Raw genomic sequence first — 25,904 nt, forward strand, 5'->3', positions numbered from 1 at the left:
CGGCTCCGCGGTCGGCCGGTCGGCCGGTCGGTCAGCTGAGGCGCTCGATGACCATCGCCATGCCCTGGCCGCCGCCGACGCACATCGTCTCCAGGCCGAACTGCTTGTCGTGGAACTGGAGGGAGTTGATGAGCGTGCCCGTGATGCGGGCGCCGGTCATACCGAAGGGGTGGCCGACGGCGATCGCGCCGCCGTTCACGTTCAGCTTGTCCAGCGGGATGTCCAGGTCGCGGTAGGAGGGGATCACCTGGGCGGCGAAGGCCTCGTTGATCTCGAACAGGTCGATGTCGTCGACGGTGAGGCCCGCGCGGGACAGGGCCTGCTTCGACGCCGCCACCGGGCCGTAGCCCATGATCTCGGGGGAGAGGCCGGAGACGCCCGTCGAGACGATCCGGGCGAGCGGGGTCAGACCCAGTTCGCGGGCCTTCGTGTCCGACATGATCACGAGGGCGGCGGCGCCGTCGTTCAGCGGGCAGCAGTTGCCTGCGGTGACCAGACCGTCCTCGCGGAAGACCGGCTTCAGGCCCTGCACGGCCTCCAGGGTGACACCCGCGCGCGGGCCGTCGTCCTTGCTGACGACCGTGCCGTCGGGCAGGGTCACCGGGGTGATCTCGCGCTCCCAGAAGCCCTTCTTGATGGCTTCCTCGGCGAGGTTCTGCGAGCGGACCCCGAACTCGTCCATGTCCTGCCGGGTCACGCCCCACTGGCGGGCCAGGTTCTCGGCGGTCTGGCCCATCGCGATGTACGGGTCGGGGAGCAGGCCGTCCTCGCGCGGGTCGTGCCAGGAGGCGCCCACCGACTTGGAGACGGTCTCCGTGCGGGCCTGGGCCTCGGCGAACAGGGGATTGCGGGCGGTGGGGATGTCACTCGTGCCGCGCGCGGTGCTGCTGACGACCTCGACACCCGCCGAGATGAAGACGTCGCCCTCGCCGGCCTTGATGGCGTGCAGGGCCATGCGGGACGTCTGGAGCGAGGAGGAGCAGTAGCGGGTGACCGTACAGCCCGGCAGGTGGTCCATGCCCAGCTGTACGGCGACGATACGGCCCAGGTTGTGGCCCTGCTCGCCGCCGGGGAGGCCGCAGCCGAGCATCAGGTCGTCGATGTCCTTCGGGTCCAGCTCCGGGACCTTCGCGAGGGCGGCCGCGACGATCGTGGCGGTCAGGTCGTCGGGGCGCAGGTCCTTCAGCGAGCCCTTGAAAGCGCGGCCGATGGGGGAGCGGGCGGCTGAGACGATCACGGCTTCGGGCATCACGGCTCCATTGGCATGCGAACGGAAAGCAGGGCTGTGGGGGAAGTTACCCGTACGTATGGGCTCGGTCACGGGTGGACGGGTGTGACTCCGACCGCACTTTTCTAAGCGCTTGCTTTTTGGCTGGGCGCCTTATGGCTCGCGGGTGCGGGTGGGCGGGCGACCGAGGGTCCGGTGGGGCTGGTCGCGCAGTTCCCCGCACCCCTGAAAAGCAGGGGCTGCGCCCCCTGCTTTTCGTCCCACGGGGCGCGGGGAACTGCGCGAGAAGCTCCAGCTGCGGCGGCTGCTGCGCTGCGGCTGCCGCCCATGCACAGGCACTCCCGAGCCACTAGGCACCCGGCTGCGCCTCAGCGGCAGTGTTCGGCGCCGGGTCCGACACCGGCACCCTCCGCCGGCGCCGACGCTTGAGCAGAGCCCAGGGCCCACGCGGCCCCGTAGGCATCGCGGCCGTCACCTCCGTGCCCGCCTCCGACGCGGCCTCGGCGGCCGCGCGGGCCACCGGCAGGAAACCCTCGCGGCGGCTGACATCCGGCCGCTCCTCCTCCGCCGGCCAGAGCCCCAGCGTCGCGCAGACCGTCGGCAGCAGGGCCATCGCCGCGGTCGCGTACCCCTCCGCGGAGGGGTGGTAGTTGTCGGGGCCGAACAACTCGCGGGGGTTCTGTTCGAACTCGGGGCCGAGGAGGTCGCCCAGTGACACGGTGCGGCCGCCCTGTTCGACCGTTCCGATCGTCTGGGCGGCCGCCAGTTGCCGAGAGGCCCGGCGGGCGAGCCAGCGCAACGGCTGCTGCACGGGCTCGATCGTGCCGAGGTCGGGACAGGTGCCGACCACCACCTCGGCCCCGGCGGTCCGCAGGCGCCGTACGGCCGCCGAGAGGTGGCGGACCGAGCGGGTCGGGGGCATCCGGTGGGTCACGTCGTTCGCGCCGATCATGATCACGCAGACGTCGGGGACCTGTGCCGGGTCCTCCAGGATCAGCGCGACCTGCCGGTCGAGGTCGTCCGACTGGGCGCCCGGCAGCGCGACGTTCCGCAGCCGCACCGGGCGCTCGGCCACCGCCGCGAGCCCCGAGGCGATGAGAGCGCCAGGCGTCTGCCGGGCCCGGTGGACGCCCTGGCCGGCGGCCGTGGAGTCGCCGAGCATGACGAGCCGGAGCGGGGGATCGTCAGGGGCGTCGTACGTGGGGCCGTACGAGCTGTGCGCACGGCCGCCGTACCGGCTGCCGTACCCGCGGCCGTACAGGCCCTCCGCGCTCGGCGGGCGCGGGCTGTGTCCGTTGCCCACCACCCGCTTGGCCATCCGTACCTCGGCCAGCAGCACACCGACGGCGGCCGCACCCACCAGTCCGATGCCGCCACCGCCATAAGCCGCGCCCGCCGCGATGCGCCGGGCCACCCTCGCCCTAGACATGCTCGACATACGTCGACGCCACCTCCTCCCTACGCATACACCCACTCATTGCCCCGTACCGGCCCTCGGCCAATCCCGACGGGGGGTGAACAGGGAGGAGAAGCGTGAGGGTGGGGCTTAGGCTGGCGGAACATTACGACCATCCCTTTTGCGGCTCCGGAGACAACGGTGCAATTCCACGACTCGATGATCAGCCTCGTCGGCAACACCCCGCTGCTGAGGCTCAACAGCGTGACCGAGGGCATCCAGGCGACCGTCCTGGCCAAGGTCGAATACTTCAATCCCGGCGGCTCCGTGAAGGACCGCATCGCGCTACGCATGATCGAGGCGGCGGAGAAGAGCGGCGAGCTGCTGCCCGGCGGCACGATCGTCGAGCCCACCAGCGGAAACACGGGCGTGGGGCTCGCCATCGTGGCGCAGCAGAAGGGGTACAAGTGCATCTTCGTGTGCCCCGACAAGGTGAGCACCGACAAGATCAACGTGCTCCGGGCCTACGGGGCCGAGGTCGTCGTCTGCCCCACAGCCGTCGCCCCCGAGCACCCCGACTCGTACTACAACGTCTCCGACCGGCTGGTCCGCGAGACGCCCGGTGCCTGGAAGCCCGACCAGTACTCCAACCCCCACAACCCGCTCTCCCACTACCACTCGACCGGCCCTGAGCTGTGGGAGCAGACGGAGGGGCGGATCACTCACTTCGTGGCGGGCGTGGGGACCGGCGGGACCATCTCCGGCACCGGCCGCTACCTGAAGGACGCCAGTGACGGCCGGGTCCAGGTCGTCGGCGCCGACCCCGAGGGGTCCGTGTACTCCGGCGGCTCCGGGCGGCCGTACCTCGTCGAGGGCGTCGGTGAGGACTTCTGGCCGACGGCCTACGACCGCACCGTCGCGGACGAGATCGTCGCCGTGTCCGACAAGGACTCCTTCCAGATGACCCGGCGCCTCGCCAAGGAGGAGGGCCTGCTCGTGGGCGGCTCCTGCGGCATGGCCGTCGTCGCCGCGCTGAAGGTCGCCGAGCCGCTCGGCCCGGACGACGTGGTCGTCGTCCTGCTGCCCGACAGCGGACGCGGCTACCTCAGTAAGATCTTCAACGACGAGTGGATGGCCGACTACGGCTTCCTGGAGGACGACGGGCCGAGCGCGCGCGTCGCCGACGTCCTCAACGACAAGGAGCACGGCGCCATCCCCTCCCTCGTCCACATGCACCCGGACGAGACGGTCGGCGAGGCGATCGAGGTGCTGCGGGAGTACGGCGTCTCGCAGATGCCGATCGTGAAGCCGGGCGCCGGGCACCCGGACGTCATGGCCGCCGAGGTGGTCGGGTCCGTCGTCGAACGGGAGCTGCTGGACGCCCTGTTCACCCAGCGTGCCTCGCTCGGCGACCCGCTGGAGAAGCACATGTCGGCGCCGTTGCCGCAGGTCGGTTCCGGTGAGCCGCTCGGTGACCTGATGTCCGTGCTCGGCACGGCGGACGCGGCGATCGTGCTGGTCGAGGGCAAGCCGACGGGTGTCATCAGCCGACAGGACCTGCTCGCGTTCCTCGCCAAGGGCGGGGTGAGGCAGTAGGAGCGCAGGATTCGGGACGCCGTACGCGGGACGCCGTATGCGGGGGCACCGGGTCTACGGGGGCACTGGGTACGGGGCACCGGGTATGGGGAAGTCGGATGCGGAGAGGCCGGTGTGGGGGGCGAAATGCTCGTAAAGGGCCCGCTGCGTCGAAAATTTGCCTGGGGCGGGCGTTTGAGTTCGCAGAAGTGGTACGAGCGCGTCACGTCCGCGCAGCACTCGCTTAACACGGGTCCGGCACATTGGTGGGTGTCGGCAGGGCGGGAGCGGCTCCCCGCCCAGGCCGACGACCGAAACGGCGCCAAGGACCTCCGGAGCGGCTCCCGGACCTCCATGGACGCCTAGGACGCGTAAGCCCGGTCCTGACCCGGCTTACGCGTCCCTCGCGGGGACCGCCGTCGTCCCGCCCCCCGTCAAACGGGGGTGCGGCGGTCCCCGCGCATATTCTTTTCCGGCGTCTGTTCCGGATCTTCCCTCTTGTCCGGCAACCTCGTCGGGGTCACTCTTCCCAACCTGGTTCCCCGCTCTTGCCCCCGCGTCGGCGCAGGAGCGATGAACCGTGCAGTGCCCACGCCATGTTCACGCCCACGATGCCCGCCCAGGTGACGAAGAGGCCGGGGAGATCGGCCACGCCGCCGCCGATGCCGGAGAGGGGGATGGCGACGACGAGGGAGACGACGCCGAAGCCGTAGCGTTCGCCCCAGGTGTCGGTGGACTTGTCGGGGGAGCGGCTGCCACGGGCCACCACCATCTGCTGCTCGGCGACCTGACGCCGGACCCGGCGGTCCACCGCGCCGTCGATGCGCTGGTCGACCTTCTCCAGGAACGAGTCGACGAGCGCCGACTCGTAGTCGTCGCCCAGCTCTCTGCGGGCGTGCAGGGTGGCGGCGAGTTCCTTCTTCAGCTCGGGGTCTCCGAGCTGTGCGTCACGGGCATCCATACCGGTCATGCTGTTCACGGTAGGGAGCGGCGGGCCGCTTGGCACTGGGGTTAGCCCCCCTGTCGCCCGCTGGTTCTCCCGAGCGCTTGCCTGACAGCCGCCGTTGAGAATGGGAGTTCTGCCGCCGTGGCGCTTCTGCCAGGTCCGCGATGTCCTCTGGGCTTGGGGGTGGGGCTGTCGGCCGGCCGGGAGGAGTGATCCGGCGGACCGTCTTCGCCGTGCGCTTGCCGGCGGGCGTATTACTTCGCCAGGCAGCGGCGGGATGTCCAGGCCTCGGCGGCGACGTGCGCGATCGGACGCCCGTCGTCCGCGCGTTCGCATGATCGGTGACGCCCTTCCGGCGCCGGCGGGGCATGGGGATGCCCCGCCACATCGGCCCGTCCTGGTCCCGGACGCGAGCACTCATCCGTTTCGGCATGCACCTGGGCACTGACAACGACCCCGCGCCGAGGGCGCGCGACGGTCGACGTGCAGCATGATCATTCTCAGGCGCGAGCCGATCGAGTCGCACGCTGATGTCCGGCCGATGGCCGTCAGGGGGTCAGTCGGTTGAACTTGCGCACGGACTTGTCGAAGATCCGGGCGGGGAGGATGCGGCGCAGCACTTTGAGGCGTGGGGCGAGCGAGCCGGCGGGATAGCTCAGTTTCGGCTTCCGGTCGGTCGCTGCCGCGACGACCACCTTGGCGATGGCGGCGGGATCGTCGCCGTTCCTCAGCCCCTCCTGTAGTACCTCGTCGTAGATGGCCCGTTGGTGGGCGTATACCGGCAGAGGGGTGTCGGCCTGCACCGAATTCACGTCGAACGGGGTGTTGAGGGGGCCGGGCTGGACGCGCAGGACCCGAATGCCGTGCTCGCGGATCTCGTGGTCCAGGGACTCGGTATAGCCCTCGACCGCGTGCTTCGTCGCGATGTAGACGGACATGAAGGGGTTGCCGACGAACCCGCCCAGGGAGGAGATGTTGATGATGCGTCCCCGGCCTCGGCCGCGCATGTGCGGCAGGACGGCCCTGGTCATGCGCATGAGGCCGAAAACGTTCACATCGAACACGCGCTGCGCCTGGGCGACGGAGATTTCCTCGGCGGCGCCGTCGATGCCGAGCCCGGCGTTGTTGACCAGGACGTCGATCCGCCCGAACCGCTCGATCACCTGCTGAACGACGCTGTTCACCGAGTCGTCGCTGGTCACGTCGAGGGCGAGGAACGTCACACCGCCGCTGGAAGTGCTCCCCGACGTCTTCCGGCTCGTCCCGACCACGTCGAACCCCGCCTCGGCGAGTGCCTGCGCTGTCGCCTTGCCGAGACCTGAGGACGCGCCCGTCACGAGCGCCACCGGCCGATTTGTTGTCATGACTACCTCCTGAAGTTCTTTGTAGTACGACCATACTTCAATGGAGGGCCCGGGACAACCTGTTCGCGATCGCCGACATCGCTGCACCTTGCTTCAGCCTTGTACGCCCCTGGCCGCTGCGCACCCGCACCCGCACCCATGACCGTCGACCCCGTACTCGTCCCGGACCGCACCCCAGCCGTCCATGAGGAGAGGCGAGGGGGTGATCCGGACGCCGCGCGAAATCGGTCGTCGCTGATCTTGTGCCCGTAGTCCGCGCAGACGGGCGCCGGCTTCGCGTGCCGCGGCTTCCTGTTCTTCGCGGCGCCGTTGCTCTTCCTCGGCGGCTTGGCGGCCTGGCGGCGGTGGGCGAGAGGGGTGTCCAGGACGGGATTGCCGCTCGCGTCCAGCAGCCGCTCGCGGCGGTCGCGGCCGAAGCGTCAGAACGCCGGCTCGGCCGGGCCGTGCTCCCGCAGCCGCTCCAGCGCGGTCGCCGCGATCGGGATGCGGCCGTTGGGGGAGTGGAAGCCGTCCTCGCGGTCCCGGCTGGCTTGCCAGTGCGGACGGGTGAGGTCGGCGACCTTCGCCCTACGGCTCTTGGCGGAGCGCTTGCCGGCCTGGTGGAAGACGAGCAGGGCAGGCGGGTGCACCCGCTCGTATCCCTCCCGGGCGAGTGCGGGCCGGCGGGTGCGCCACATCGGCTTCTCGATGCCGTCGGTGTCCTTCTTCTTCCGCCTCTTCCCCGCCCCGGGTGCGGCCGCCGTCGATGAACAGGCCGTGCCTGCGCGGATTGTTCGCCGCGGCCCGGGGTGGGAGGCGGCGCGCGTGCTTCCTTCCCGCTCGGCGCCGTCTTCTTCAGCGTGTGCCTGTAGGGCAGGTGCGGGGGGTCGGCCGCTGGATCTGGTCGGCGCTCGCGATCTTGAGTACCCCGAGCACGCACAGCACGTCGCCGCGCAGGCCGTTCGACGATCCCGCCTCGTTCGTCTTGCGCTCGCCCGCCATCAGGAAGCACCAACCTGTCGTCCGCGTCCGGCCACTGGGCGGGTGCCGGACGCAGAGGGCACCGGGCCCGATGATCTCCTCCACCACCGGCAACCAGAGACTCGCGAAGCCCGGCGGCCCCTTGGCGGCAGCTGCCAGAGAGCACAACGTCACCCGGCCCGACTCGCTCTGGCCTGGCTGCCACGCAGCGCGCCGAACATGCTGCCCAGCCCCGGTAGTTCGCAAGTGGCCTACCTGCGGGAGAGCTCGCCGTCGGGACGATCGATCTCAGTGACACTGCTTACGAAGCGCCAACCGAAGCAGTCGGCCGACTCGACCCAGGCTCCGGCCGGTCCGAGGCTCCGGGGACGCGGCCCCAGGCTCCGGCCGGGTCCAGGCCCCAGCTCCGCACCTGTCCGTAGACCAACTCGACGCCCGGCACAGGTGGGTGGGACATGGTCGAGCCTCCTCTACGCCTGCCCAGCCCCCTCCACGGTCAGCACGATCTTGCCGGTGGTGCGGCCGGTCTCGCCCAGGGTGTGGGCCTTGGCGGCCTCGGCGAGCGGGAAGGTGGCCTCGATGTGGGCGCGCAGGGCGCCGGTTTCGACGAGGTCGGCGATGGCCTGCATGCCGGCGCGGTCGGCCTCGACGAGGAGGGACTCGTAGCGGATGCCCCGCGCGGCGATGTCGGCCAGTTCGGCGGGGTCGATGGGGAACGGAAGGATCGAGACGAGGGTGCCGCCCGGGCGCAGGACGGCGAGGGAGCGGGCGCGGGCGGCGGTGTCCCGCGAGATCGGGTCGAGGAGCACGTCGATGTCCTTGGCGGCCTCGGTGAAGTCGACCGTCTGGTAGTCGATGGCCTCGTCCACTCCGATCGACCGCAGGAAGTCGTGCTTGGCGGCACTGGCGGTGCCGATGACGTACGCGCCGCGGGACTTGGCGATCTGGACGGCGAGATGGCCGACGCCGCCGGCGGCCGCGTGGATGAAGACGCGCTGCCCGGGCTGGATGTCGGCGGTGTCGACGAGTGCCTGGTAGGCGGTCAGGGCGGCGAGGGGGAGGGCGCCGGCCTGGACGTGGTCGATACCGGCGGGCTTGTGGACGAAGGCGCGGGCGGGAGCGGTCACGTACTCGGCGTGGGCGCCGACCCCGTGGGGGTAGGGCAGCATGCCGAAGACCTCGTCGCCCGGCTTGAAGATGGTGACGCCGGTGCCGACGGCCTCGACGACTCCGGAGACGTCCCAGCCCAGGATGAGGGGCAGGCCGTTGGCGGTCATGGGCTGGGCGCGGTTCCACCAGTCGGTCGGGTTGACGCCGGCCGCGCGGACGGCGATCAGGATCTCACTCAACCCCGGCTCGGGGCGGGGCAGTTCGACTTCCTTGAGCACCTCGGGGGAACCGTGGGCGTCCTGGCGGATTGCGCGCATGGTGGCGGTACTGGGATTCGTCATGCGTCCAGCGTCGCTGCCTGCCACTCCTGGGCGCCATGGCATGAATGCCAACTTTCGACGGGATCATGCCATGGCGCCAGGGCGGAGGCCGGCGATCTACGGGCCCGCCGCCTGACAAGGCGGCGGGCCCTACCGTAGATCCACACCATCACCGGGCGCCTCGTCGCCGGGTCCGGATCCGGTGTCCGGACATCGATGGTGAGCCGGTCCTCCTGTCCTCCGGTCGCACCGCCGCGGCGCGGCGAAGCGCGGCAAGCTCCCCACCAGGGCGCAGGATCGTGCGGTCCGAACCCGCGGGGGCTGCCTGTCCGTGACGGGCGGGCACCTCAGGCGAGCGAGGTCCACACGCTCTTGACCTCCGTGTACGCGTCGATGGCTGCGCTGCCCATCTCCCGGCCCCAGCCGCTGGCCTTGAACCCGCCCCAGGGGGCGGAGGCGTCCACGGGGTTGGGCATATTGATGAACACCGTGCCCGCGCGGATGGAGCCGGCCACGCGGTGCGCCGCGCCCACGTCGCGGGTCCATACGGCCGCTGCCAGGCCGTACTCGGTGTCGTTGGCGCGGGCGACGGCCTCGTCCTCGTCGTCGTACGGCAGGATGGACAGCACCGGGCCGAAGATCTCCTCGCGGGCGATGCGCATGTCGTCCCGTACACCCGTGAACACGGTCGGCTGGAAGAAGAAGCCCGGCAGGTCGTCGACCGGGGCGCCGCCGGCGAGCAGCTGGGCGCCTTCCTGGACCCCGCTGCGCACGAGCGCGTGGACGTGGTCACGGTGTTCGCCGGTGACCAGGGGGCCGAGCTCGGTGTCGGGCGCGCTGCCCGCGCCGAGCCGCATCCCGCTGACGGCCTTGGCACAGCGCTCGGCGAACTCGTCGGCGAGGGAGCGGTGGACGAGGAACCGGGTGTAGGCCGCGCACACCTGGCCGCTGTTGAGGAGCGCGCCCTGAAGACAGCCCGCCACGGCCGCGTCCAGGTCGGCGCCGGGCAGTACGAGGCTCGGTGCCTTCCCGCCGAGTTCGAGCGTGACACGCTTGAGGTTGCCCGCGGAGGCCCGGACGATGTCCCTGCCGGTCTCGGTCGAACCGGTGAAGGAGACCTTGTCCACGCCGGGATGCTCGACGAGGGCCCGGCCGGCCTCGGGACCACCGGTCAGCAGGTTGATGGCGCCGTCCGGCACACCGGCCGCCCGGCACAACTCGACGAGCCGCACCGTGGTCATCGGGGTCTGTTCCGCGGGTTTGACGATCACGGTGTTCCCGCAGGCGAGGGCCGGTGCGATCTTCCAACTCGCGATCATGAGCGGGAAGTTCCACGGGGTGATCAGCGCGCACACTCCCACCGGCTCGCGCTTGGTGTACTGCAGCACGCCGGGGAAGGACAGCGGCGCCGTCTCGCCGTAGATCTTGGTGACCCAGCCGGCGTAGTAGCGGAAGTGCTCGGCAGCCGCGGCGACGCTGACCGCCATGGAGATGCCGAGCGGCTGGCCCTGGTCGCGGGTCTCCAACGCGGCCAGTTCCTCGGCGTTTTCCTCGATGAGGTCGCCGATGCGCCACAGGATCCGGGCGCGCCGGGCCGGGGTGAGTCCCGCCCAGTCCGGGTTCTCGAGGGCGGCGCGGGCGGCCCGTACGGCCGCGTCGGCGTCCGCGGCCCCGGCCAGGGACACCTGGGCGTGGGGTTGCCCCGTCGCCGGGTCCAGGGTCTCGAACTCCGCTCCGGAGGCCGCGGCTTGCCACTCGCCACCGATGAAAAGGGTGTTGGTCACAGCTGTGCTCCCAGGATGAAGTCGGCGCAGCGCTCGCCGATCATGACGGCAGGTGCGTGGGTGTTGCCGGAGGTGACGGAGGGCATGACGGAGGCGTCCGCGACGCGCAGGCCGGCCACGCCGTGTACGCGCAGCTGAGGATCGACGACCGCCATACGGTCGATGCCCATACGGCAGGTGCCCACCTGGTGGTGATAGCTGAGGAGGGTCCGCTTGATGTACGCGGCGATCTCCGCGTCCGTACGCACGTACGGTCCGGGTGCGACCTCGCGGGCCCGCCAGTCGCCCAGCGACTTCTCCTCGCCGATCTCCCGCACCTGCCGCACGGCCCGCACCATGGACGCGAGGTCCGACGGCTCGGAGAAGTAAGCGGGGTCCAGGGCGGGAGCCTGGGTGGGGTCGGCCGAGCGCAGCCACAGGCGGCCCCGGCTGAGCGGACGGATCGTCCCGGCGAGGACCGAGAAGCCGTGGCCCTCTTCCGGAACGTCCATGTCGGGCACCGGCAGTGGCAGGTGGGACATCAGCGGCTGCAGGTCCGGCACGGCCAGCGCCGGGTCGGACTTGGCGAAGTAGTGGGCCTCCAGTTTGTTGGCCGTACCCTGCGGCACCGGCCGTGCCGACTCCCACACCACCGGAGCGAGGGTGTGGTCGTGCAGGTTCGCGCCCACTCCCGGCAGGTCCGCGGTCGACTCGATCCCGAGGGCCCGCAGCTCGTCCGCCGGCCCGACACCGCTGAGCAGGAGCAGCTGGGCCGATCCGATGGCGCCGCCGGACAGGATCACGTCCCCTTCGCAGCGGACCTCCGTCGTACGGCCTTCGCGCAGCAGCTCGACGCCCTGCGCCCGGCCGTCGGCCACCAGGACGCGCGTGACCGCCGTGCCGGTCATCACCGTGAGCTGCGCGCTGTCGAGCACCGGCTCCATGAAGGCGGTCCACGCGCTGACCCGCTTGCCGTCGCGGATGTTGCGGTGGATCAGGTTCACGCCGAGCTGGTCCTGGCCGTTGCAGTCGTCGTTGTACGCGATCCCGTAGTCCTGGCAGGCCTCGATGAAGGCGGTGGTGACCGGGTTGGGGGAGTGGTTCCGGCTGACGGGCAGCGGGCCGCCGGCCCCGTGGTAGTCCGACGCGCCGTCCTCGAAGTCCTCCGAGCGTTTGAAGTACGGCAGCACCTCGTCGTACGACCAGCCCGCGGCTCCCTGGTAGGCCCAGCTGTCGTAGTCGGCCCGGTTGCCGCGGACGTAGATCATGCCGTTGAGGGCGCTGGAGCCGCCGAGGACCTTGCCGCGCGGCCAGAACACCTGGGTGCCGGAGGCGTGCCGCTGGGGTTCGGTGGTGTACGCGTGGTCCTGCGGGGAGTTCCACAGCTCCCACAGGCGCCCGGGGTCGTGGATGGCCGGGTTGTCGTCCCGGTCGCCCATCTCGATCAGCAGGACGGTCCGGCCGGCGTCCACGAGTCTGCGCGCGAGCGCACAGCCCGCGGACCCGGCGCCCACCACGATGTGGTCGTAAACGGTGTGTGTTGCTCGCATGACGGGAGGGTCACAGACGGACGGGCCGCCCGCTTGTGCCGTCGTGCACGGGCTGTTGCGGAGGCGGGCACGAACGGCTGTGCACGGGCGGACGGCCGGCCCTGTGGCCGGGCGCACGTTGCCCTGCCGGCCCATGGGCGACGCGGCAGCTGCGGCGGGTGACCAGCCGGACCGCGCGGGGCGGACGGCTGGTTCGCGGCAGCACGCGAAGAGCCAGGACCACCGAGGTGGTCCTGGCTCTTCGCGTGAGTCGCATGCACCCTGGCCACCCACTCCGGCTTGCGTGATGGTGCACCGGCCCTTGCCGGGGCGGGCACGATCGGCAGATCCGCCGTTTTCGGGATGTACTACGACAGGCGGCGAAAGGGCGGCAAAACCGCGTGACCGCCGCTGAGCGCTCGCTAAGCGGCCTTGGTGAAGTCTGGTGCGGCACCGCGCCCCGTAAGGGGCGCGGGGAACTGCGCGACCAGCCCCCACCGGCCCGCGGGTTCATCACCGTCCTTCCAGCGGAGCGCTTAGGCGCCCAGCGCCGTGCGCCCGGCCCCGCGTGCCTCGGACGGACTCATGCCGTAGGCGCTCTTGAAGGCGTGGCTGAAGTGGGCGGGGTCCGGAAAGCCCCAGCGGCTTCCGACGGTGGCGACGGGCATGGGGGCGAGCGCGGGGTTCGCGAGGTCGCGCAGGCACTCGGCGAGGCGACGCTCCCGGAGCCAGCCCGAGACCGTGTATCCCCGCTCGGCCAGCAGCTTGTAGAGGAAGCGCCGCGAGATGTGGTGGGCGGCCGCGATCCGGTCGGGGCCGAGCCCCGGGTCGGAGAGCCGCTGCTCCATGTACGTGAGGATCCGCCGGGCCAGCAGTTCCCGCCCGTCGTCCTGCTGTGTCACGTGCGCGGCGCACCGCTCCGAGAGCAGCGCGCCGACCAGGTCGATCACGCTGTCCGCGAGCCGCGGCGTGCTAAGTGCGTCCAGTTGCCGCACCTGCCCGGCCAGTCCGCGCAGGAACGGGTGCACCACGGGCCCCAGTCCGTCGTCGCACGACACGGTGGTGGCGATCATGCGGGTCAGGTCGCGCTCGGGCAGCCGGAGCAGGACCCGCGGGAACATCAGCACGAGTGTGCGGTACGGCTGGTCGAAGTCGAGTGTGTACGGGTGCCGGGTGTCGTAGATGGCCAGCTCGCCCGGCTTGAGCAGGGCCTGGCGGTCCGCCTGGGTCAGCATGCACTGCCCTGCCAGCTGAAGACTCACCTTGACGAAATCGGCCGGGTCGGAGGCGATGTGCCTACGGGTGTGGGCGACGCCGTGCGGATCCGCGGCCACCACGGACACCTGCACCGCGCCGAGCTGGGCGGTGTCCAAGGAGGCGCGGAAGTCGGGAACCTCGCGCGGCAGCGCTTCCAGCGGCACGAAACTCTGGCCGACCACGTCCCGCCAGAACTCGAAGCGTCCTGCGGAGGTGTCTTCCAACGGAGTCGTCATCGAGGGCATGGGTCTCCTCTGAGGGCCCTTCGGCAGGCCGGCAGGTAGGCATGCCGCCGGATACTAACTGTATTATCCGGTTTTCACAAAGTGCGACGAATGGGGTGAATGAGAAGATCCCGTGTCTGTTGAGGGGGCGGTGAGGGGCCCCGGAAGGGCGCGAAGCACCTCCGGGTCCCCCACCGCCCGGAGCATCAGCCGAGGCCGTCCGCACCCACCTGAACCGCGGACTCGTCGAGGACGGTGTCGGTCACGGGCCGCGGACGTCCGTCCAGGTCGAGGACGGGGACGGCCTCCTTGTACCAGGACTCGATGACGGCGTTGCCCCAGAAGTCGCGGCGGCGGTCGTCGCGCACGTTCCAACGGTACGTCTCGTGGTCCGGGTCACCGGTGTAGTAGTCCGAGGTGTAGATCTCCACGCGGTGGCCGTCGGGGTCCCGCAGGTAGAGGTAGAAGGCGTTGGAGACACCGTGCCGGCCGGGGCCACGCTCGATGTGGTGCTCCTTGTGCAGCGAGCCGAAGATGTCGGCCGCGCGCAGTACCTGGTGGGACTCGTGGGTGGCCACCCCGACGTGGTGCAGGCGCGGTCCGGCACCCCCCGTGAAGGCGACGTCATGGACGGTCTGCTTGCGGTACATCCAGGCCGCGTACAGCTCGTGCTCGTCACCCTCGATCGTTTCCGAGCAGCCGAAGCCGAGGGACTTGTAGTGGGCGTAGGCGGCCGGGATGTCGGGGGTGCAGATGTTGAAGTGGTCCAGGCGGGCGATCTCGGCGCCGTGGCGGATGTCGTAGCGCTGGATGAGGCGCTCGGCGCGCTCGATCTCGTGGAAGAACTCCACGGGGAAGCCGAGCGGGTCGATGACCCGGACCGCGTCGCCGATTCCGTGCGTTCCCTCGCCCTTCTTCAACCGCTTGACCGGGCAGCCGAGTCCGGCGAAGAACTTCTCCGCCTTGTCGACGTCCTCCGGGGTGCGGACGCGATAGGAGATGTGGTCGAGGGCCGCCAGATCGCCCTTGCGCAGCACCAGCGAGTGGTGGGTGAGTTCGTCCGTGCCGCGCAGATACAGCGACCCGGCGTCCTCGTACTGGATGTGGAAGCCGAGCATGTCGACCCAGAACCAGCGGGCGGCACCGAGGTCGGTGACGGCCAACTGGGCGTAGGCGGACCGGACGACGTCGGGTGCGTTCGAGGCGGTCATGAGGTGGCTCCGAAGCGAGGGGTGTGCACCTCGGTGAGGGCGACGTGGACGATCTTCGATTCGGTGTAGAAGTCGATGCTGTGGGCGCCGCCCTCGCGGCCGACGCCGGAGGCCTTGACCCCACCGAACGGAGTGCGCAGGTCACGGACGTTGTGGGAGTTGATCCAGACCATGCCGGACTCGACCGCGTGCGCGATGCGGTGGCCGCGCTTGAGGTCCGAGGTCCAGACATAGGCGGCCAGACCGAACTGCGTGGCGTTCGCGAGTTCCACGGCCTCGGTCTCGTCGTCGAAGGGAGCGACGGCCACGACCGGGCCGAAGATCTCCTCCTGGAAGATACGGGCGTCGCGTTCGACGTCGGCGAAGACGGTGGGCTGGAGGTAGTTGCCGTCCGCGAGGTGCTCGGGGCGGCTGCCACCGGCGACCAGCCGGGCCTCCTTCCGGCCGATCTCCACGTAGTTCAGGACGCGCTCGTAGTGTTCGGGGTGTACCAGTGCGCCGACCTCGGTGGCCGGGTCGGAAGGCAGCCCGACGCGTACGTTCGCGGCCCGCTCCGCCAGTCGCCGGGTGAACTCCTCGTACAGCGGGCGCTCGACGAGTACGCGTGAACCTGCCGTGCAGCGCTCCCCGTTGAGGGAGAACACGCCGAACACGACCGAGTCCAGGGCGGCTTCCAGGTCGGCGTCGGCGAAGACGACGACCGGGGACTTGCCGCCCAGCTCCATCGACACCGTCTTCAGGTGCTCGGCGGAGGAGCGGATGATGTGCCGGCCCGTGTCGGAGGAGCCGGTGAAGGAGATCAGCGGCACGTCCGGGTGGTCGACGAGGGCCTGGCCGGCCTCCTCGCCGATGCCGTGGACGATGTTCACCACTCCGGCGGGCACGCCTGCCTCTTCGAAGATCTCCGGCCACAGCGACGCGGACAGCGGGGTCCACTCGGCCGGCTTGAGGATCAGCGTGCAGCCGGACGCCAGCGCGGGTGCCAGCTTCCAGCTCTCCAGCATGAACGGGGTGTTCCAGGGAGTGATCAGCCCGGCGACCCCCACCGGTGTGCGCACCACATAGCTGAACTGGTCGTCGCCCTGCCGGAACGCCTCCTCGCCGAGGGCCACGATGACATCCGCGAAGTAGCGGAAGTTCTCGGCGGCACGCCGCGCCTGGCCGCGGGCCTGCGTGATCGGCAGCCCGGAGTCGTACGACTCGAAGGCGGCGAGCCGGTCATGACGGGCCTCGACGGCGTCGGCAATCCGGTACAGGACACCCGCGCGTGCCCGGTTGGACAGCCCGGCCCACTCCGGGAACGCGACCCGGGCGGCCGTCACCGCCCGGTCCACGTCGGCCGCGGAGCCACGCGCGGCCTGTGCGTAGGCCGTGTTGGAGACCGGGTCGGCGACGTCGAAGGTGCATCCGTCGGCGGCGTCGACGAGGTCACCGCCGATCCAGTGCCGGATCACGGAGGGCAGGTGCTCGGGGGTGGGGGGAAGGTGCTCCGGGGTGGCGCTCACTGCGCGGCTCCGATCTGCTGGGTGAGGTCGCCGCCCTCGGCGAGGAGCGCGCGGATCTTCGACAGGCCCGCGTCGGTGGGGGAGGCGAGCGGCGGGCGGACATGGGGCGACGCGATACGTCCCTGCTGGTGCAGCACCCACTTCGCCGGCGCCGGGTTCGTCTCGACGAACAAGAGGTCGACGAGCGGGTGCAGGCGGTAGTGGAGATCGCGGGCACCGTCGAAATCGCCCGCCTCCCACAGCTCGTACATCCGAGCCACCGCGCCGGGCGCGAGGTTGGCGACGGCCGAGACGAACCCCGCACCGCCGAGCGCGAGCAGCGGCAGACAGAGCAGCTCGATGCCGGACCACACCAGCAGTGAGCGCCCGCAGGCGTGCAGCACGCGCGAGAAGTGCTCGAAGTCCTTGGTGGTCTCCTTGACGCCCACGAAGTTCTCGAAGTCGGTGAACAGCCGCTTCACCGTCTCGGGCGCGATGTCGACGGCCGTGCGCGAGGGCACGTTGTAGGCGACGATCGGCAGGTCCGGGAACTCCCGTGCGACGGTCGCGTACCACTGGTACAGCCCCTCCTGCGTGGGGCGCGCGTAGTACGGCGTGATGACGAGCGCGGCGTCGGCGCCCAACTCGGCTGCGGCGGCGGTGAGTTCGAGGGTCTCGTCGAGCTTGTGGGATCCGGTCCCGGGCAGGAACGGGACGCGGTCGCCGATCTCCTCGACCGCCGTCCGCATCCCCGCGATCCGCTCGCCGACGCTCTGCGAGCTGGGCTCGCCGGTGGAGCCGCCCAGCGAGATGCCGTGCGAACCGGACTCCAGCTGGAAGCGGATCAGCGCGCGCAGGCTGTCGTGGTCGACGGCTCCGTCCGAGGTGAAGGGGGTGATGGCGGGAGCGATGGAGCCGCGGATGGCGGACGGGTCGCTGCGGAATTTCATGTGGGCTCTCCTTGCGTGCTGTGCTGCTTGCGCCACCGCTCGTACATCTCGTGCCAGTCGGGGCCGAGGGGATACAGGCCGTCGATGCCGTGCCCGGCGCGCACCTGCTCGGTGATGAATTGCTCCCGCTGTTCCTGCTCCCGGCAGTCGGTGATCAGGTCCTCGGCCAGGTCTGGCGGCACGACGACCACGCCGTCCGCGTCTCCCACCAGCAGGTCGCCGGGCTGCACGAGGGCTCCGCCGCAGGCGATCGGCACTCCCGTGTCCCACGGCACATGGCGGCGGCCGAGGACGGAGGGGTGGGCTCCGCCGTGGTAGACGGGCAGCCCCAGTTCGGTGACGGCGACGCTGTCGCGCAGACCTCCGTCGGTGACGACCCCGGCCGCGCCGCGCTGCTGGGCGCGCAGGGCGAGGATGTCGCCGAGCGTGCCGGCGGAGGTGTCCCGGCGGGCGTCCATGACCAGCACATGACCGGGTCGCAGCTGCTCGATGGCCCGCTTCTGGGCGTTCATGCCGTTGCCGTATCGCTTGAACAGGTCCTCGCGCAGCGGCAGGTAGCGCAGTGTGTGGGCGACGCCGACCATCTTCGTGTCCGGCTGTGTGGGACGTACGCCGTCGATGGACATGTGCGGCAGTCCGCGCCCCCGCAACTGCGCGCTGAGTGTGGCGACCGCGACCGAACGCAGGCCTTGCTCGATGCGTTCGTCGAGCTGGGGCTCGGGTGTGTACGCGGCTCCGTGGGCGGCCTCGCGTTCGGCCTCGTCCGTCCTCGGCATCGCTCCGTACGTCTCCAGGGCGGGCCCGGAGGCGATGGGGTTGCGCAGCCGCCCGGTGGACTGCCCGCTGCCGGTGACCTCGACCTCGACCGTGTCGCCGGGGGAGACGACGGACGCGCCGGCCGGAGTCCCGGTAAGGATGACGTCCCCGGGCTCCAGCGTGACCAGTCTCGACAGGTCGGCGACGAGCTGTCCGAAGGGGAAGAGGAGCGTGTCGGTGGTGTCGTCCTGCACGAGTTCGCCGTTGACCCAGGTACGCAGCTGGAGTGCGGTCGGGTCGAGTTGGCGGGCGTCCAGCAGCCGCGGCCCGATCGGGGTGAAGCCGTCGGCGCCCTTGGAGCGGAGGTTGGAGCCGCGGTCGGCATACCGCAGGTCGTAGACCCCGGCGTCGTTCGCGGCGGTCACCCACCGCACGTGGGACCAGCCGTCCTCCGGCCGCACCCGCTGGGCCCGGCTGCCTACGACCAGGGCGATCTCGCCTTCGAACCCGAGAAGTTCACACCCCTCCGGGCGGACGATGGCCTCCTGGGTGCCCGCCAGCGACGAGGGGGGCTTGAGGAAGTAGGAGGGCTGGGCCGGGATCCGGCCGCGCTCCTTGGCCCGGCTGGGGTAGTTGAGATGGACAGCGATGATCTTCGAAGGAGGATTCCCCAGGGGGTGCGTCATCAGGAGCGCTCCAGGCTGCTCTGATCCAGGAAGTTCTGGACCTTCGCCTTGTACGGCTCGCGGTCGTACGACTTCACGTACGCGCCGGCCATGCGGACGGGGTCGCCGAAGAAGTAGTACTCGTACAGGGCCTGGCGGCTGGAGAAGGCGGAGATGCAGGTGTCCCAGACGAGACGGAACAGCTTCACGCGCTCGGCGCCGGTGAGGGTGGCCGACTGGAGGTAGGCCTCGATGTCGATGGCCGCCGGGCCGGTGATGTCGAGTTCGGTCGGGGTGGCCATCAGGCCGGAGGCGCCGAGCTTGCGCAGGATCTGCGGGAAGCGCTGGTAGAGCTTGGGGTAGAGGTTGCGGGCGGCGTTGAGGGGGGCCCAGGCCGGGGTCAGCACCCCGTACTCGTTGATCTCGGCGTCGGCTTCCGCCGCGCGCAGGAAGGCGCGCAGCGTCTCCAGGGTGGTGATGATCTCGGCGATGTCCTCCTGGACGTGCTGGAACTGCTCGATGCCGATGGCCTCCGTGAGCAGTGTCACCAGTCCGAGGATGTACTCGGTCTTGGCGGTGGTGCGGGTGACGACCTGGTGGGTCATGTGCACCACGGAGGCGGTCTGGGAATAGAAGCCGTTGCACAGCTCGGCGTCACCGAGGGCGAAGCAGCGCTCGAAGGGCACGTGCACGTCGTCGAAGACGACGACGCAGTCCGATTCCTCGAAGCGGGAGGCGAGGGGGTGGTCGTGGCGCGGGCGGTCGTAGTCGAGGGGCTCGCGGGCGATGTAGCGCAGGCCGGGGGTGTCGTTGGGGATGGCGAAGGCGTACGAGTACGGCTTGTCCTCGGGCGTGCCGCGGAGCACGGTCGAGGGGAAGACGAGCATCTCGTCGGCGAAGGGGGCGATGGTGGCGAGCATGCGCGCCCCGCGGATCACCACGCCGTTGTCGTCCTCCTTCACGATGCGTGCCGCGAGCTTGCCGCCCGCCTGCTGGGTGCCCGCCACGGCCCGGTTGACCTGCGGCGGGATCAGCGTGTGGGTGCACAGCAGATCCTCTTCGCGGGCCTTCTCGTAGTAGCGGCGGATGTTCTCGCCGAAGGCGGGGTTGGACTGGGCGAACCAGTCGGCGGCCGAGGCGAGCGCCATCAGGGAGCTGTTCATGTAGTCGCCGGTGCGGCCCAGCATGCCGTTGCTGTGGTCGGCCCACACCTTGAACGACTTACGGCGCTTGACGAGATCGTCGGGTGTGCGCGGAGTGAGGAAGGACGTGCCGACCGGCTCACCGGAGGTGGGGGAGGCGTAGGTGAGGACGTCCTTGTGTTCGTCGCTGTGCTGGAGGTCGTACAGCTCGGCGTAGGTCCGCACCACGTTGCGGAAGGCGGGGTGTTCCTGGATTCCCCCGGTGAGCGTCTCGCCCTGGATGTGCACGGTGGGGCGGGACTGGGAGAGGCGTTCGAGGAATTCCTTGCCGGTGCGTGCGGCCATGGTGGTTCTCCTGGGGAGTGCGGTGGGGTTCGAGAGAGGGGGGCGGGCCGGGCGGAAAGGCTTTAGAAGAGGTGCTCGATGCCGTCGGTCGACTCGGTCGTGGACGCGAAACGGCTCCAGGCGTAGGTCAGGGCGTCGCCGTCGCGGTGACCGAGGTCGGTGACGCGGCCGAGGACCAGGGTGTGGTCGCCACCGTCGTACGCGCGCCAGGGCTCGCACTCCACCCAGGCGAGCGGGTCGGCCAGCCGCGGAACGCGCGCGCCCTCCGCCCAGCGGGGCTCCACGGTGCTCGGGGCCCCCGCGAACAGCCGGGCCAGCTGCTCCTGCTCGGCACCGAGGATGTTCACGCAGAAGGGCCCGTCGGCCAGCTGGTCGTGGCAGCGGGCCCGGCGGGCGACGCTGATCAGGACGAGCGGCGGTTCGGCGGACACGGACGTGAAGGAGTTCATGGTGGCGCCCCGCGGACCGTCGTCGGTGGCGTACGACACCACCGTGACGCCGGTGGCGAAACGGGACATGCAGGCACGCAGCGCGCCGGGACTGGGGGGAGCGAGTGCTTCGGGCATACGAGGCTCCTTGGGATCGATCGCCCGCCACACCGTCCCCCTTGACGGAGGAGGGGGAACGGCCGGGGCTACCCGGCCGCGCATCGGGACGCACGGCCGGGAGGAGACCTGTCCCCTGACGGACCCAGGGGACAAAACGGTACGACTAATGCTCAGAGCATGTAATCAATGCTTTGATTAATTGGGGACGGTACCCCCGTCGGCATCTCTGGGGAAGCCCTCGGGTGAAGGTTTTTTACGGTCCGGAAACCTGGACGGGGTGCCGACGTGTGCCCGCATTCCCGAGTGCGGTCCGTGACGCCGCCCGACCTACACTCCGACTGTGACCCAGGAACCGGAACCGCTGGACGCCGACCACCTGCACTTCTGGTCGTTCATCGACCACGCCGTCGACCGGGCGTCGCGGGAACTCCCCGGCATCGACCCGCTCGCCATGCGGCTGGTGCTCACCCTCCACCGCGCGGCCAACATGCTCGTCTACGACCTCGAATCCGCCGTACACCGGCCTCGCGGCTGGTCATGGCCCGGCTTCCGAGTGCTGTTCGCCATCTGGCTGTCGGGCCCGGTAGAGGCGAAGAAGGTCGCGGAGCTGTCCGGCATGAGCCGAGCCGCCGTGTCGGCGCTGGTGAACACGCTGGACCGGGACGGCCTGGTGAGCAAGGAGCGCGCCTCCTACGACGGGCGCGCGGTCCAGCTCGGCCTCACCGAGGCCGGCGTGCATGCGATCACCACCGCCTTCCAGGCACACAACGCACGTGAACAGGAGTGGGCGGGCGCCCTCAGTGAGGACGAGCAGCAGACCCTCATCGAGTTGCTCGGCAAGCTGACCGCGCACTCCGCGCACAGCGACGTCCGGCATCGGACCTGAGGGGTTCTCCCAGGGCAACGAGCCGATGGCAGGCGTCCTACCTGGCGGACGGCGACTGCTTCGCCGCCCGAGCCGCCTACCCGACCTACCCGAGCCGCCGCTACCCGGGCCGACCGCACGTGCGGCACGGGCACCCGAAACCGTCGGCCGGCGAGGTCGGCGGCCACGATGTGCGGAAGGCAGTCGGTGTCGACCGGTCCTCCCGCGGCGCATCGGTTCGGCGCCTCGTGGCCGGGCGTGCGGCGGCTCGCTGCGGGCGCAAAGCGCTCAAGGGCGAGGGGCGGACCAGCGCTCGGTTGCCGAAGGGTCCGACGCTGCCCGGATGTCGTCAGCTGCCAAGGCGGCACTGAACTGCAAGACGTCCGAAGGACTTGCGAGAGAGAGTCCCGTCAGCTTCTCGATGCGCCGAAGCCGCTGGGAGACCGTGTTCTTGTGAACGAAGAGCTTCTGAGCGGACACATCGGCGCGGCAGTCATTGGCCAGGTAGGTCCTCAAGGTGAGGATCAGGTCTGTCGAGCGCTCGAGATCGCTCTGGCGCAGTGCACCCAGCACGCGATCACTGAAGCTCGCGACGACCCTGTGGTCCTCCAGCTGGAGCAACAGGCCCACCACCCCCAGGTCTTCGATGGTGCGAACCAGAGGAGCCTGGGAGCCGCCGAGTTCAAGCGCGCCCCGTGCCATCCGGAACGCTCTGGCCAGGTCTTCCGAACCGCCGGCCGGGGCCACCACCGCGTGTACCTGAGAGCCGATCGCGCCGTGCGTGAGGGTGGCAGCGATGTCCTCCGCGCCTTCACTGGTCGGCCAGAGAGCGACCCAGTAGTCGCCGAGCCGACCGCACACAAGGCGGGGTCGTCGGCTCGAAATGGATCGCATCCGGCGTCCGAGCGGCGAGTTGTCGACCTTCGTGGCACTTCCTTCGCTTTGGTCCTTCATCACGACTACCTGAACCTCATCGACGAGCAGGTTTGCTCGTAGTGCACGCTGCCGGGCCGCAGCGCGCCGCTCAGGGTCGCCGGAACAGAGATCCCCGATCAGATCGTCTCTGAATCGGGCTTCGGCCTCGGCCGCGGTCCGGTCGCGCAGAAGCAGGAGCGCGCAGACGGTCGCGGCGTGCTCCAGTGCGCGAGCGGCCATGTCGGGGTCGAGGGTCGCGCCGAAAGCTTCGATTCGTGCGGCTACCTCCCCGTGCAGGAGAACCACCGCCGAGTTCGAGACCTCCGGCGTCAGGTCTTCGACCGAGTCGGAGCCCGCCTGTGCGAGCACGAAACCCGAATCGTCGACGATCTTCAGGAAGCCGGCGCCCACCATCTGCGCGGACTCATTTGCGAGGTGGGCGAGATCCGAGTCGGTGAGCGCCACGTCGGTAAGGCGACGATGCAACTCCTGAGATCGCTCGTCCCGCGCCTGCCGGTCGCGCAGTTCCTCGTTGAGAGCCTCGAGCTGGTTCATCCGGCCGGTCTCCGCCTGGCGGAGCCGCGTGATTTCGAGAGCCGCGCTCGCGAAATCCGTCAGGGCCTCGACCAGGTGGCGAAGCTGGGGATCCGGGGCGATGACCTCTCTGTTGTAACAGTTGAAGGTCCCGACGATCTGGTCGCCCGCTCGCAGCGGCACAGCCAGCAGCGTCCTGTAACCCTGCGCCCTCGCCGGCCCGGACCACTGGGTGAAGTCGGCATGCTGCGTGATGTCGGATACCCAAACGGAAACGCCGGAGGTATAGGCCCTGCTGGAGGGCGACTCTCTCGCGGTGCTACCAAGCGTCAACGGGTTCCGGGTGTTGATCTGCTCGACGTAGAAGGTGTCCAGACCCGCCCAAGCACGGATGAGCAGCTGGGTCCCCGACTCGTCGGGGAGAAGAACCGCGCAGAAGTCGAAGCCGGTGAGCTGGCGCCCGACCGCGACCAGTCGCTGATGCAAGTCCTCGGACGAACTCCCTGCCCCGGCCTGACGGGCCAGCAACTCGAGCGCCGCGATCCACACAGCGGTTGGCGTCACTTCGTGAGGCATCGTCCTGCTCAAGAGGTGCCCTCCAACCCGAGGGCTCGCATGTGACTGTCGCCCGTGATCTGGCTCAAGGGTATGACAGGAGCCGGCCCGGAGGGTGTGGCGTGCTCATCCACGCTCGATCGGCAGAGGTGAGTTCTCGCTGTCGAGATGTTCGACAGTCGTGAATACGAGATCGGCTTCACCCGCGTTTTCGATGTCATGGAGCAGAAACTCGCCGCGCGCGAATCCGAAATGGCGCGTTTCGCCTGCTTCGTACTCCACGGCGCGAGTCGTTCCGTCGTGTGTGTGCTGAATGCTGCGGCCAGACGTGATCGCTGTCCAGAAGTAATCGAGCACGTGACGATGAGCGTGCCATCGTTCGCCCGGCGCCAGTCGAATCTCCCAGACCCGGACACGGGGATTTTCGCTGAGCAGACGCGAACCCACATGTCCATCCTGCGCGTGAACGCGGAACTCTTCTGTCAGCTCATCGGTCCAGCCGGAAAAGTCGCTGGCGATCAGTTCGCCTGCCAGAGGCAGATCAAGGCTGCTCACGAGGGGCGTGTTTCGATCAGCCCGGGACCTCTCACTCATGATGATTCCTCTGTCTCTGTTAGATGCCGGGCCCATAGAGACCGAACCGGAGTTCGGGATCCGATGGGCGCCAGGAGTTGTCGAACTGTGAACGCTCACCCATGGCCTGGACACGCGACTCGAGCTGGGCGCTCAGGGCGAGTTGAACGGGCTCCCAGACCTGAAGGGCTCGGTCCAGGCCGTCGTCTGACTTTTCGATTGCCGCGGCCAGATTCCACGCGTCGGCAGCGGCCTTGGCGGTGCCGGCCGCCGCGTGTGGGCGAGCGGCGCATGCGGCGTCACCGAGTATCGCGACCCGGCCTCGGACCATCTGTGCGGCGCGAATGTCACTGACGACCTGGACGTAGGGGGCGTCGCAGCGCGAAACGACCTCGGCCGCCGCGGGCGGTAGGTCGCGAGCCGCATCGGCCCGCATTCGTTCGACCTCGGTGTGCGGAACCTGGTCCGGAGGCAATGACAGGACCCCGGCGGATGCGCCCCCGACGAACTGATCGAGTTGGGGTCCTGCCGGAACGTTGCGATACCAGACGAAGTTCATAAGCCTTTCGGTGATGCCGTCTTCCATCGGGCTGGGCACGGGATACATCACGATGTGTGAGTCCGGCATGAGCGCGTAGGTCACGGAGTCCTCAAGAACCGCACAGGTTTCGCTGCTCAGCAGACGCTCTGGCACGAGGCCGCGCCAACCGATGTAGCCGGAGTACCGGACGGGTGTGTTCGGTGAGACGTACTGCCGGCCCACCGAGTTCACCCCGTCGGCGAATACCACGAGGTCGCCGGTTGCAAAGCTGCCATTGTCGAACTCGACGGTCGCGGTCGACGCGTCCTGAGCGACCGCCACGGCGCGGTGTCCGCGCCTGAAACGTTCGGCCCCGAAGTCCCGCAGCAGCGCCGAGTGGAGGGTCGCCCAGGAGCTGTAGGACCACTGCGCGTTCTCGCGGTGGGCCACGCGATTGTCGCTGCCCAGGTACTGGACGAGATTTGTCGAGGTGGTGAGGCTCTCCAGCGCCTGCGTACTGCGTTCGGTGAACCAGCGGATCGTGTCCGGCTGCAGCACGATGCCGCCGCCGCGGGCGTCGTCGCGGGTCGATCGCTCGAAGACGTCGACGTCCCAGCCGAGGTCGCGCAGCAGCAGTGCGGTGGTGAGACCGCCGATCGACCCTCCGACGACGACAGCCTGACGGGACTTGGGTTCGCGCATGCGTCGACCTCCCCGGTTGCGGGAGACATCGGCGCGCCTGCTCGATGCCTCGGGCATTCAGTCTCGGAGGGTGGTGCGAGCGATACTATGTTCGGGGCCACATCGCAGGCGATTGACAGTGTGAGTGAGCACATGTCGCCGGGCCGTTCCACCGGGGCATTCTGGTTTGACCTCGATGTGGCGCGGCCAATCGAGCGGATGTCCTCAGGGACCCGTTCAGAAGGTCAGGGAAGATGAGCAGACTCACGAGCTCAACGCCGAACACTCACCCGGCAACCGACTCGCTGGGGATCAGCGGACCGATGTTCATGGTGATCGCAGTCACCGCACCGCTGACTGCCTTAGCGCCAAACCTCGCTCTCGGTGTCGCCTTCGGCGGTGGAATCGGCACAGCGGCGTGATGTCAGTGGCGCCGATTGTTCTCTCTGTCTTCACGGTCGCCTATGTCGCAATCAGCCGCGAAGTTG

General features: G+C 69.7%; 21 protein-coding genes. 2 read left to right on the forward strand and 19 right to left on the reverse strand.

The genetic code is table 11. From position 1 onward, the window contains the following. Positions 1-31: 31 nt before the first annotated feature. Both OG622_RS29950 and OG622_RS29955 read right to left on the reverse strand, forming a co-directional pair. Positions 32-1,249 (reverse strand): acetyl-CoA C-acetyltransferase, encoded by a 1,218-nt coding sequence (locus OG622_RS29950; protein ID WP_371579729.1) that lies wholly within the window; start codon positions 1,247-1,249, stop codon positions 32-34. A gap of 328 nt (positions 1,250-1,577) precedes the next feature. Continuing rightward, positions 1,578-2,666 (reverse strand): SGNH/GDSL hydrolase family protein, encoded by a 1,089-nt coding sequence (locus tag OG622_RS29955; protein WP_371579730.1) that lies wholly within the window; start codon positions 2,664-2,666, stop codon positions 1,578-1,580. A 159-nt stretch (positions 2,667-2,825) separates the two neighbouring features. Here OG622_RS29955 and OG622_RS29960 point away from each other — a divergent pair, with 159 nt between their 5' ends. Next, on the forward strand, positions 2,826-4,220 hold the full coding sequence (locus OG622_RS29960) for a cystathionine beta-synthase (protein ID WP_371579731.1): 1,395 nt from the start codon (positions 2,826-2,828) through the stop codon (positions 4,218-4,220). A 499-nt stretch (positions 4,221-4,719) separates the two neighbouring features. Here OG622_RS29960 and OG622_RS29965 read toward each other — a convergent pair whose 3' ends face one another. The 14 genes from OG622_RS29965 to OG622_RS30030 form a co-directional block, all read right to left on the reverse strand. Further along, entirely contained in the window at positions 4,720-5,169 is a 450-nt protein-coding gene (locus OG622_RS29965) for a hypothetical protein (RefSeq protein ID WP_371579732.1), read from the reverse strand. Positions 5,170-5,693: 524 nt separating this feature from the next. Next, complete coding sequence (locus tag OG622_RS29970; RefSeq protein ID WP_371579733.1) at positions 5,694-6,509, reverse strand: oxidoreductase; 816 nt, start codon at positions 6,507-6,509, stop codon at positions 5,694-5,696. Between the two features lie 419 nt (positions 6,510-6,928). Next, positions 6,929-7,186: a hypothetical protein gene (locus tag OG622_RS29975; RefSeq protein WP_371579734.1), complete on the reverse strand. Its 258-nt coding sequence runs from the start codon at positions 7,184-7,186 to the stop codon at positions 6,929-6,931. A gap of 157 nt (positions 7,187-7,343) precedes the next feature. Further along, entirely contained in the window at positions 7,344-7,643 is a 300-nt protein-coding gene (locus tag OG622_RS29980; RefSeq protein WP_371579736.1) for a hypothetical protein, read from the reverse strand. Positions 7,644-7,939: 296 nt separating this feature from the next. Next, the gene (locus OG622_RS29985) at positions 7,940-8,896 is read right to left on the reverse strand and encodes an NADP-dependent oxidoreductase (protein WP_371584265.1); all 957 of its coding nucleotides are present in this window, start codon (positions 8,894-8,896) and stop codon (positions 7,940-7,942) included. Between the two features lie 350 nt (positions 8,897-9,246). Continuing rightward, positions 9,247-10,683, reverse strand: a complete 1,437-nt coding sequence (locus OG622_RS29990) for an aldehyde dehydrogenase (RefSeq protein WP_371579737.1) — start codon at positions 10,681-10,683, stop codon at positions 9,247-9,249. Further along, complete coding sequence (locus OG622_RS29995; protein WP_371579738.1) at positions 10,680-12,212, reverse strand: GMC family oxidoreductase; 1,533 nt, start codon at positions 12,210-12,212, stop codon at positions 10,680-10,682. The genes OG622_RS29990 and OG622_RS29995 overlap by 4 nt, the downstream gene beginning before the upstream one ends. Before the next feature lie 515 nt (positions 12,213-12,727). After that, entirely contained in the window at positions 12,728-13,684 is a 957-nt protein-coding gene (locus tag OG622_RS30000) for a helix-turn-helix domain-containing protein (protein WP_371579739.1), read from the reverse strand. A gap of 194 nt (positions 13,685-13,878) precedes the next feature. Next, the gene (gene hpaD / locus OG622_RS30005) at positions 13,879-14,883 is read right to left on the reverse strand and encodes a 3,4-dihydroxyphenylacetate 2,3-dioxygenase (protein WP_371579740.1); all 1,005 of its coding nucleotides are present in this window, start codon (positions 14,881-14,883) and stop codon (positions 13,879-13,881) included. Next, positions 14,880-16,388 (reverse strand): 5-carboxymethyl-2-hydroxymuconate semialdehyde dehydrogenase, encoded by a 1,509-nt coding sequence (gene hpaE / locus OG622_RS30010; protein ID WP_371579741.1) that lies wholly within the window; start codon positions 16,386-16,388, stop codon positions 14,880-14,882. Before hpaE ends, hpaD begins: the two co-directional genes overlap by 4 nt. Then, a complete protein-coding gene (gene dapA / locus OG622_RS30015; RefSeq protein ID WP_371579742.1) occupies positions 16,385-17,317 on the reverse strand; it encodes a 4-hydroxy-tetrahydrodipicolinate synthase in 933 nt (310 codons plus the stop codon). Before dapA ends, hpaE begins: the two co-directional genes overlap by 4 nt. Then, positions 17,314-18,759 (reverse strand): fumarylacetoacetate hydrolase family protein, encoded by a 1,446-nt coding sequence (locus tag OG622_RS30020; protein WP_371579743.1) that lies wholly within the window; start codon positions 18,757-18,759, stop codon positions 17,314-17,316. The genes dapA and OG622_RS30020 overlap by 4 nt, the downstream gene beginning before the upstream one ends. Continuing rightward, complete coding sequence (hpaB, locus tag OG622_RS30025; protein WP_371579744.1) at positions 18,759-20,225, reverse strand: 4-hydroxyphenylacetate 3-monooxygenase, oxygenase component; 1,467 nt, start codon at positions 20,223-20,225, stop codon at positions 18,759-18,761. The genes OG622_RS30020 and hpaB overlap by 1 nt, the downstream gene beginning before the upstream one ends. A 62-nt stretch (positions 20,226-20,287) precedes the next feature. Then, entirely contained in the window at positions 20,288-20,791 is a 504-nt protein-coding gene (locus OG622_RS30030) for a flavin reductase family protein (protein WP_371579745.1), read from the reverse strand. A 322-nt stretch (positions 20,792-21,113) separates the two neighbouring features. Between OG622_RS30030 and OG622_RS30035 the strand changes: the two genes are divergently transcribed. Further along, the gene (locus tag OG622_RS30035) at positions 21,114-21,659 is read left to right on the forward strand and encodes a MarR family winged helix-turn-helix transcriptional regulator (protein ID WP_371579746.1); all 546 of its coding nucleotides are present in this window, start codon (positions 21,114-21,116) and stop codon (positions 21,657-21,659) included. Positions 21,660-21,926: 267 nt separating this feature from the next. On the opposite strand, the gene OG622_RS30040 is transcribed toward OG622_RS30035, so the two are convergent. The 3 genes from OG622_RS30040 to OG622_RS30050 all read right to left on the reverse strand — a co-directional run bounded on the left by OG622_RS30040 (position 21,927) and on the right by OG622_RS30050 (position 25,437). Then, on the reverse strand, positions 21,927-23,675 hold the full coding sequence (locus OG622_RS30040; protein WP_371579747.1) for a helix-turn-helix domain-containing protein: 1,749 nt from the start codon (positions 23,673-23,675) through the stop codon (positions 21,927-21,929). Between the two features lie 93 nt (positions 23,676-23,768). Then, complete coding sequence (locus OG622_RS30045; RefSeq protein WP_371579748.1) at positions 23,769-24,197, reverse strand: hypothetical protein; 429 nt, start codon at positions 24,195-24,197, stop codon at positions 23,769-23,771. 58 nt (positions 24,198-24,255) lie between these two features. After that, positions 24,256-25,437, reverse strand: coding sequence for an FAD-dependent monooxygenase (locus OG622_RS30050; protein ID WP_371579749.1), 1,182 nt, complete (start codon positions 25,435-25,437; stop codon positions 24,256-24,258). Positions 25,438-25,904: the final 467 nt, after the last annotated feature.

The organism is Streptomyces sp. NBC_01314, from assembly GCF_041435215.1.
Classification (GTDB): domain Bacteria; phylum Actinomycetota; class Actinomycetes; order Streptomycetales; family Streptomycetaceae; genus Streptomyces.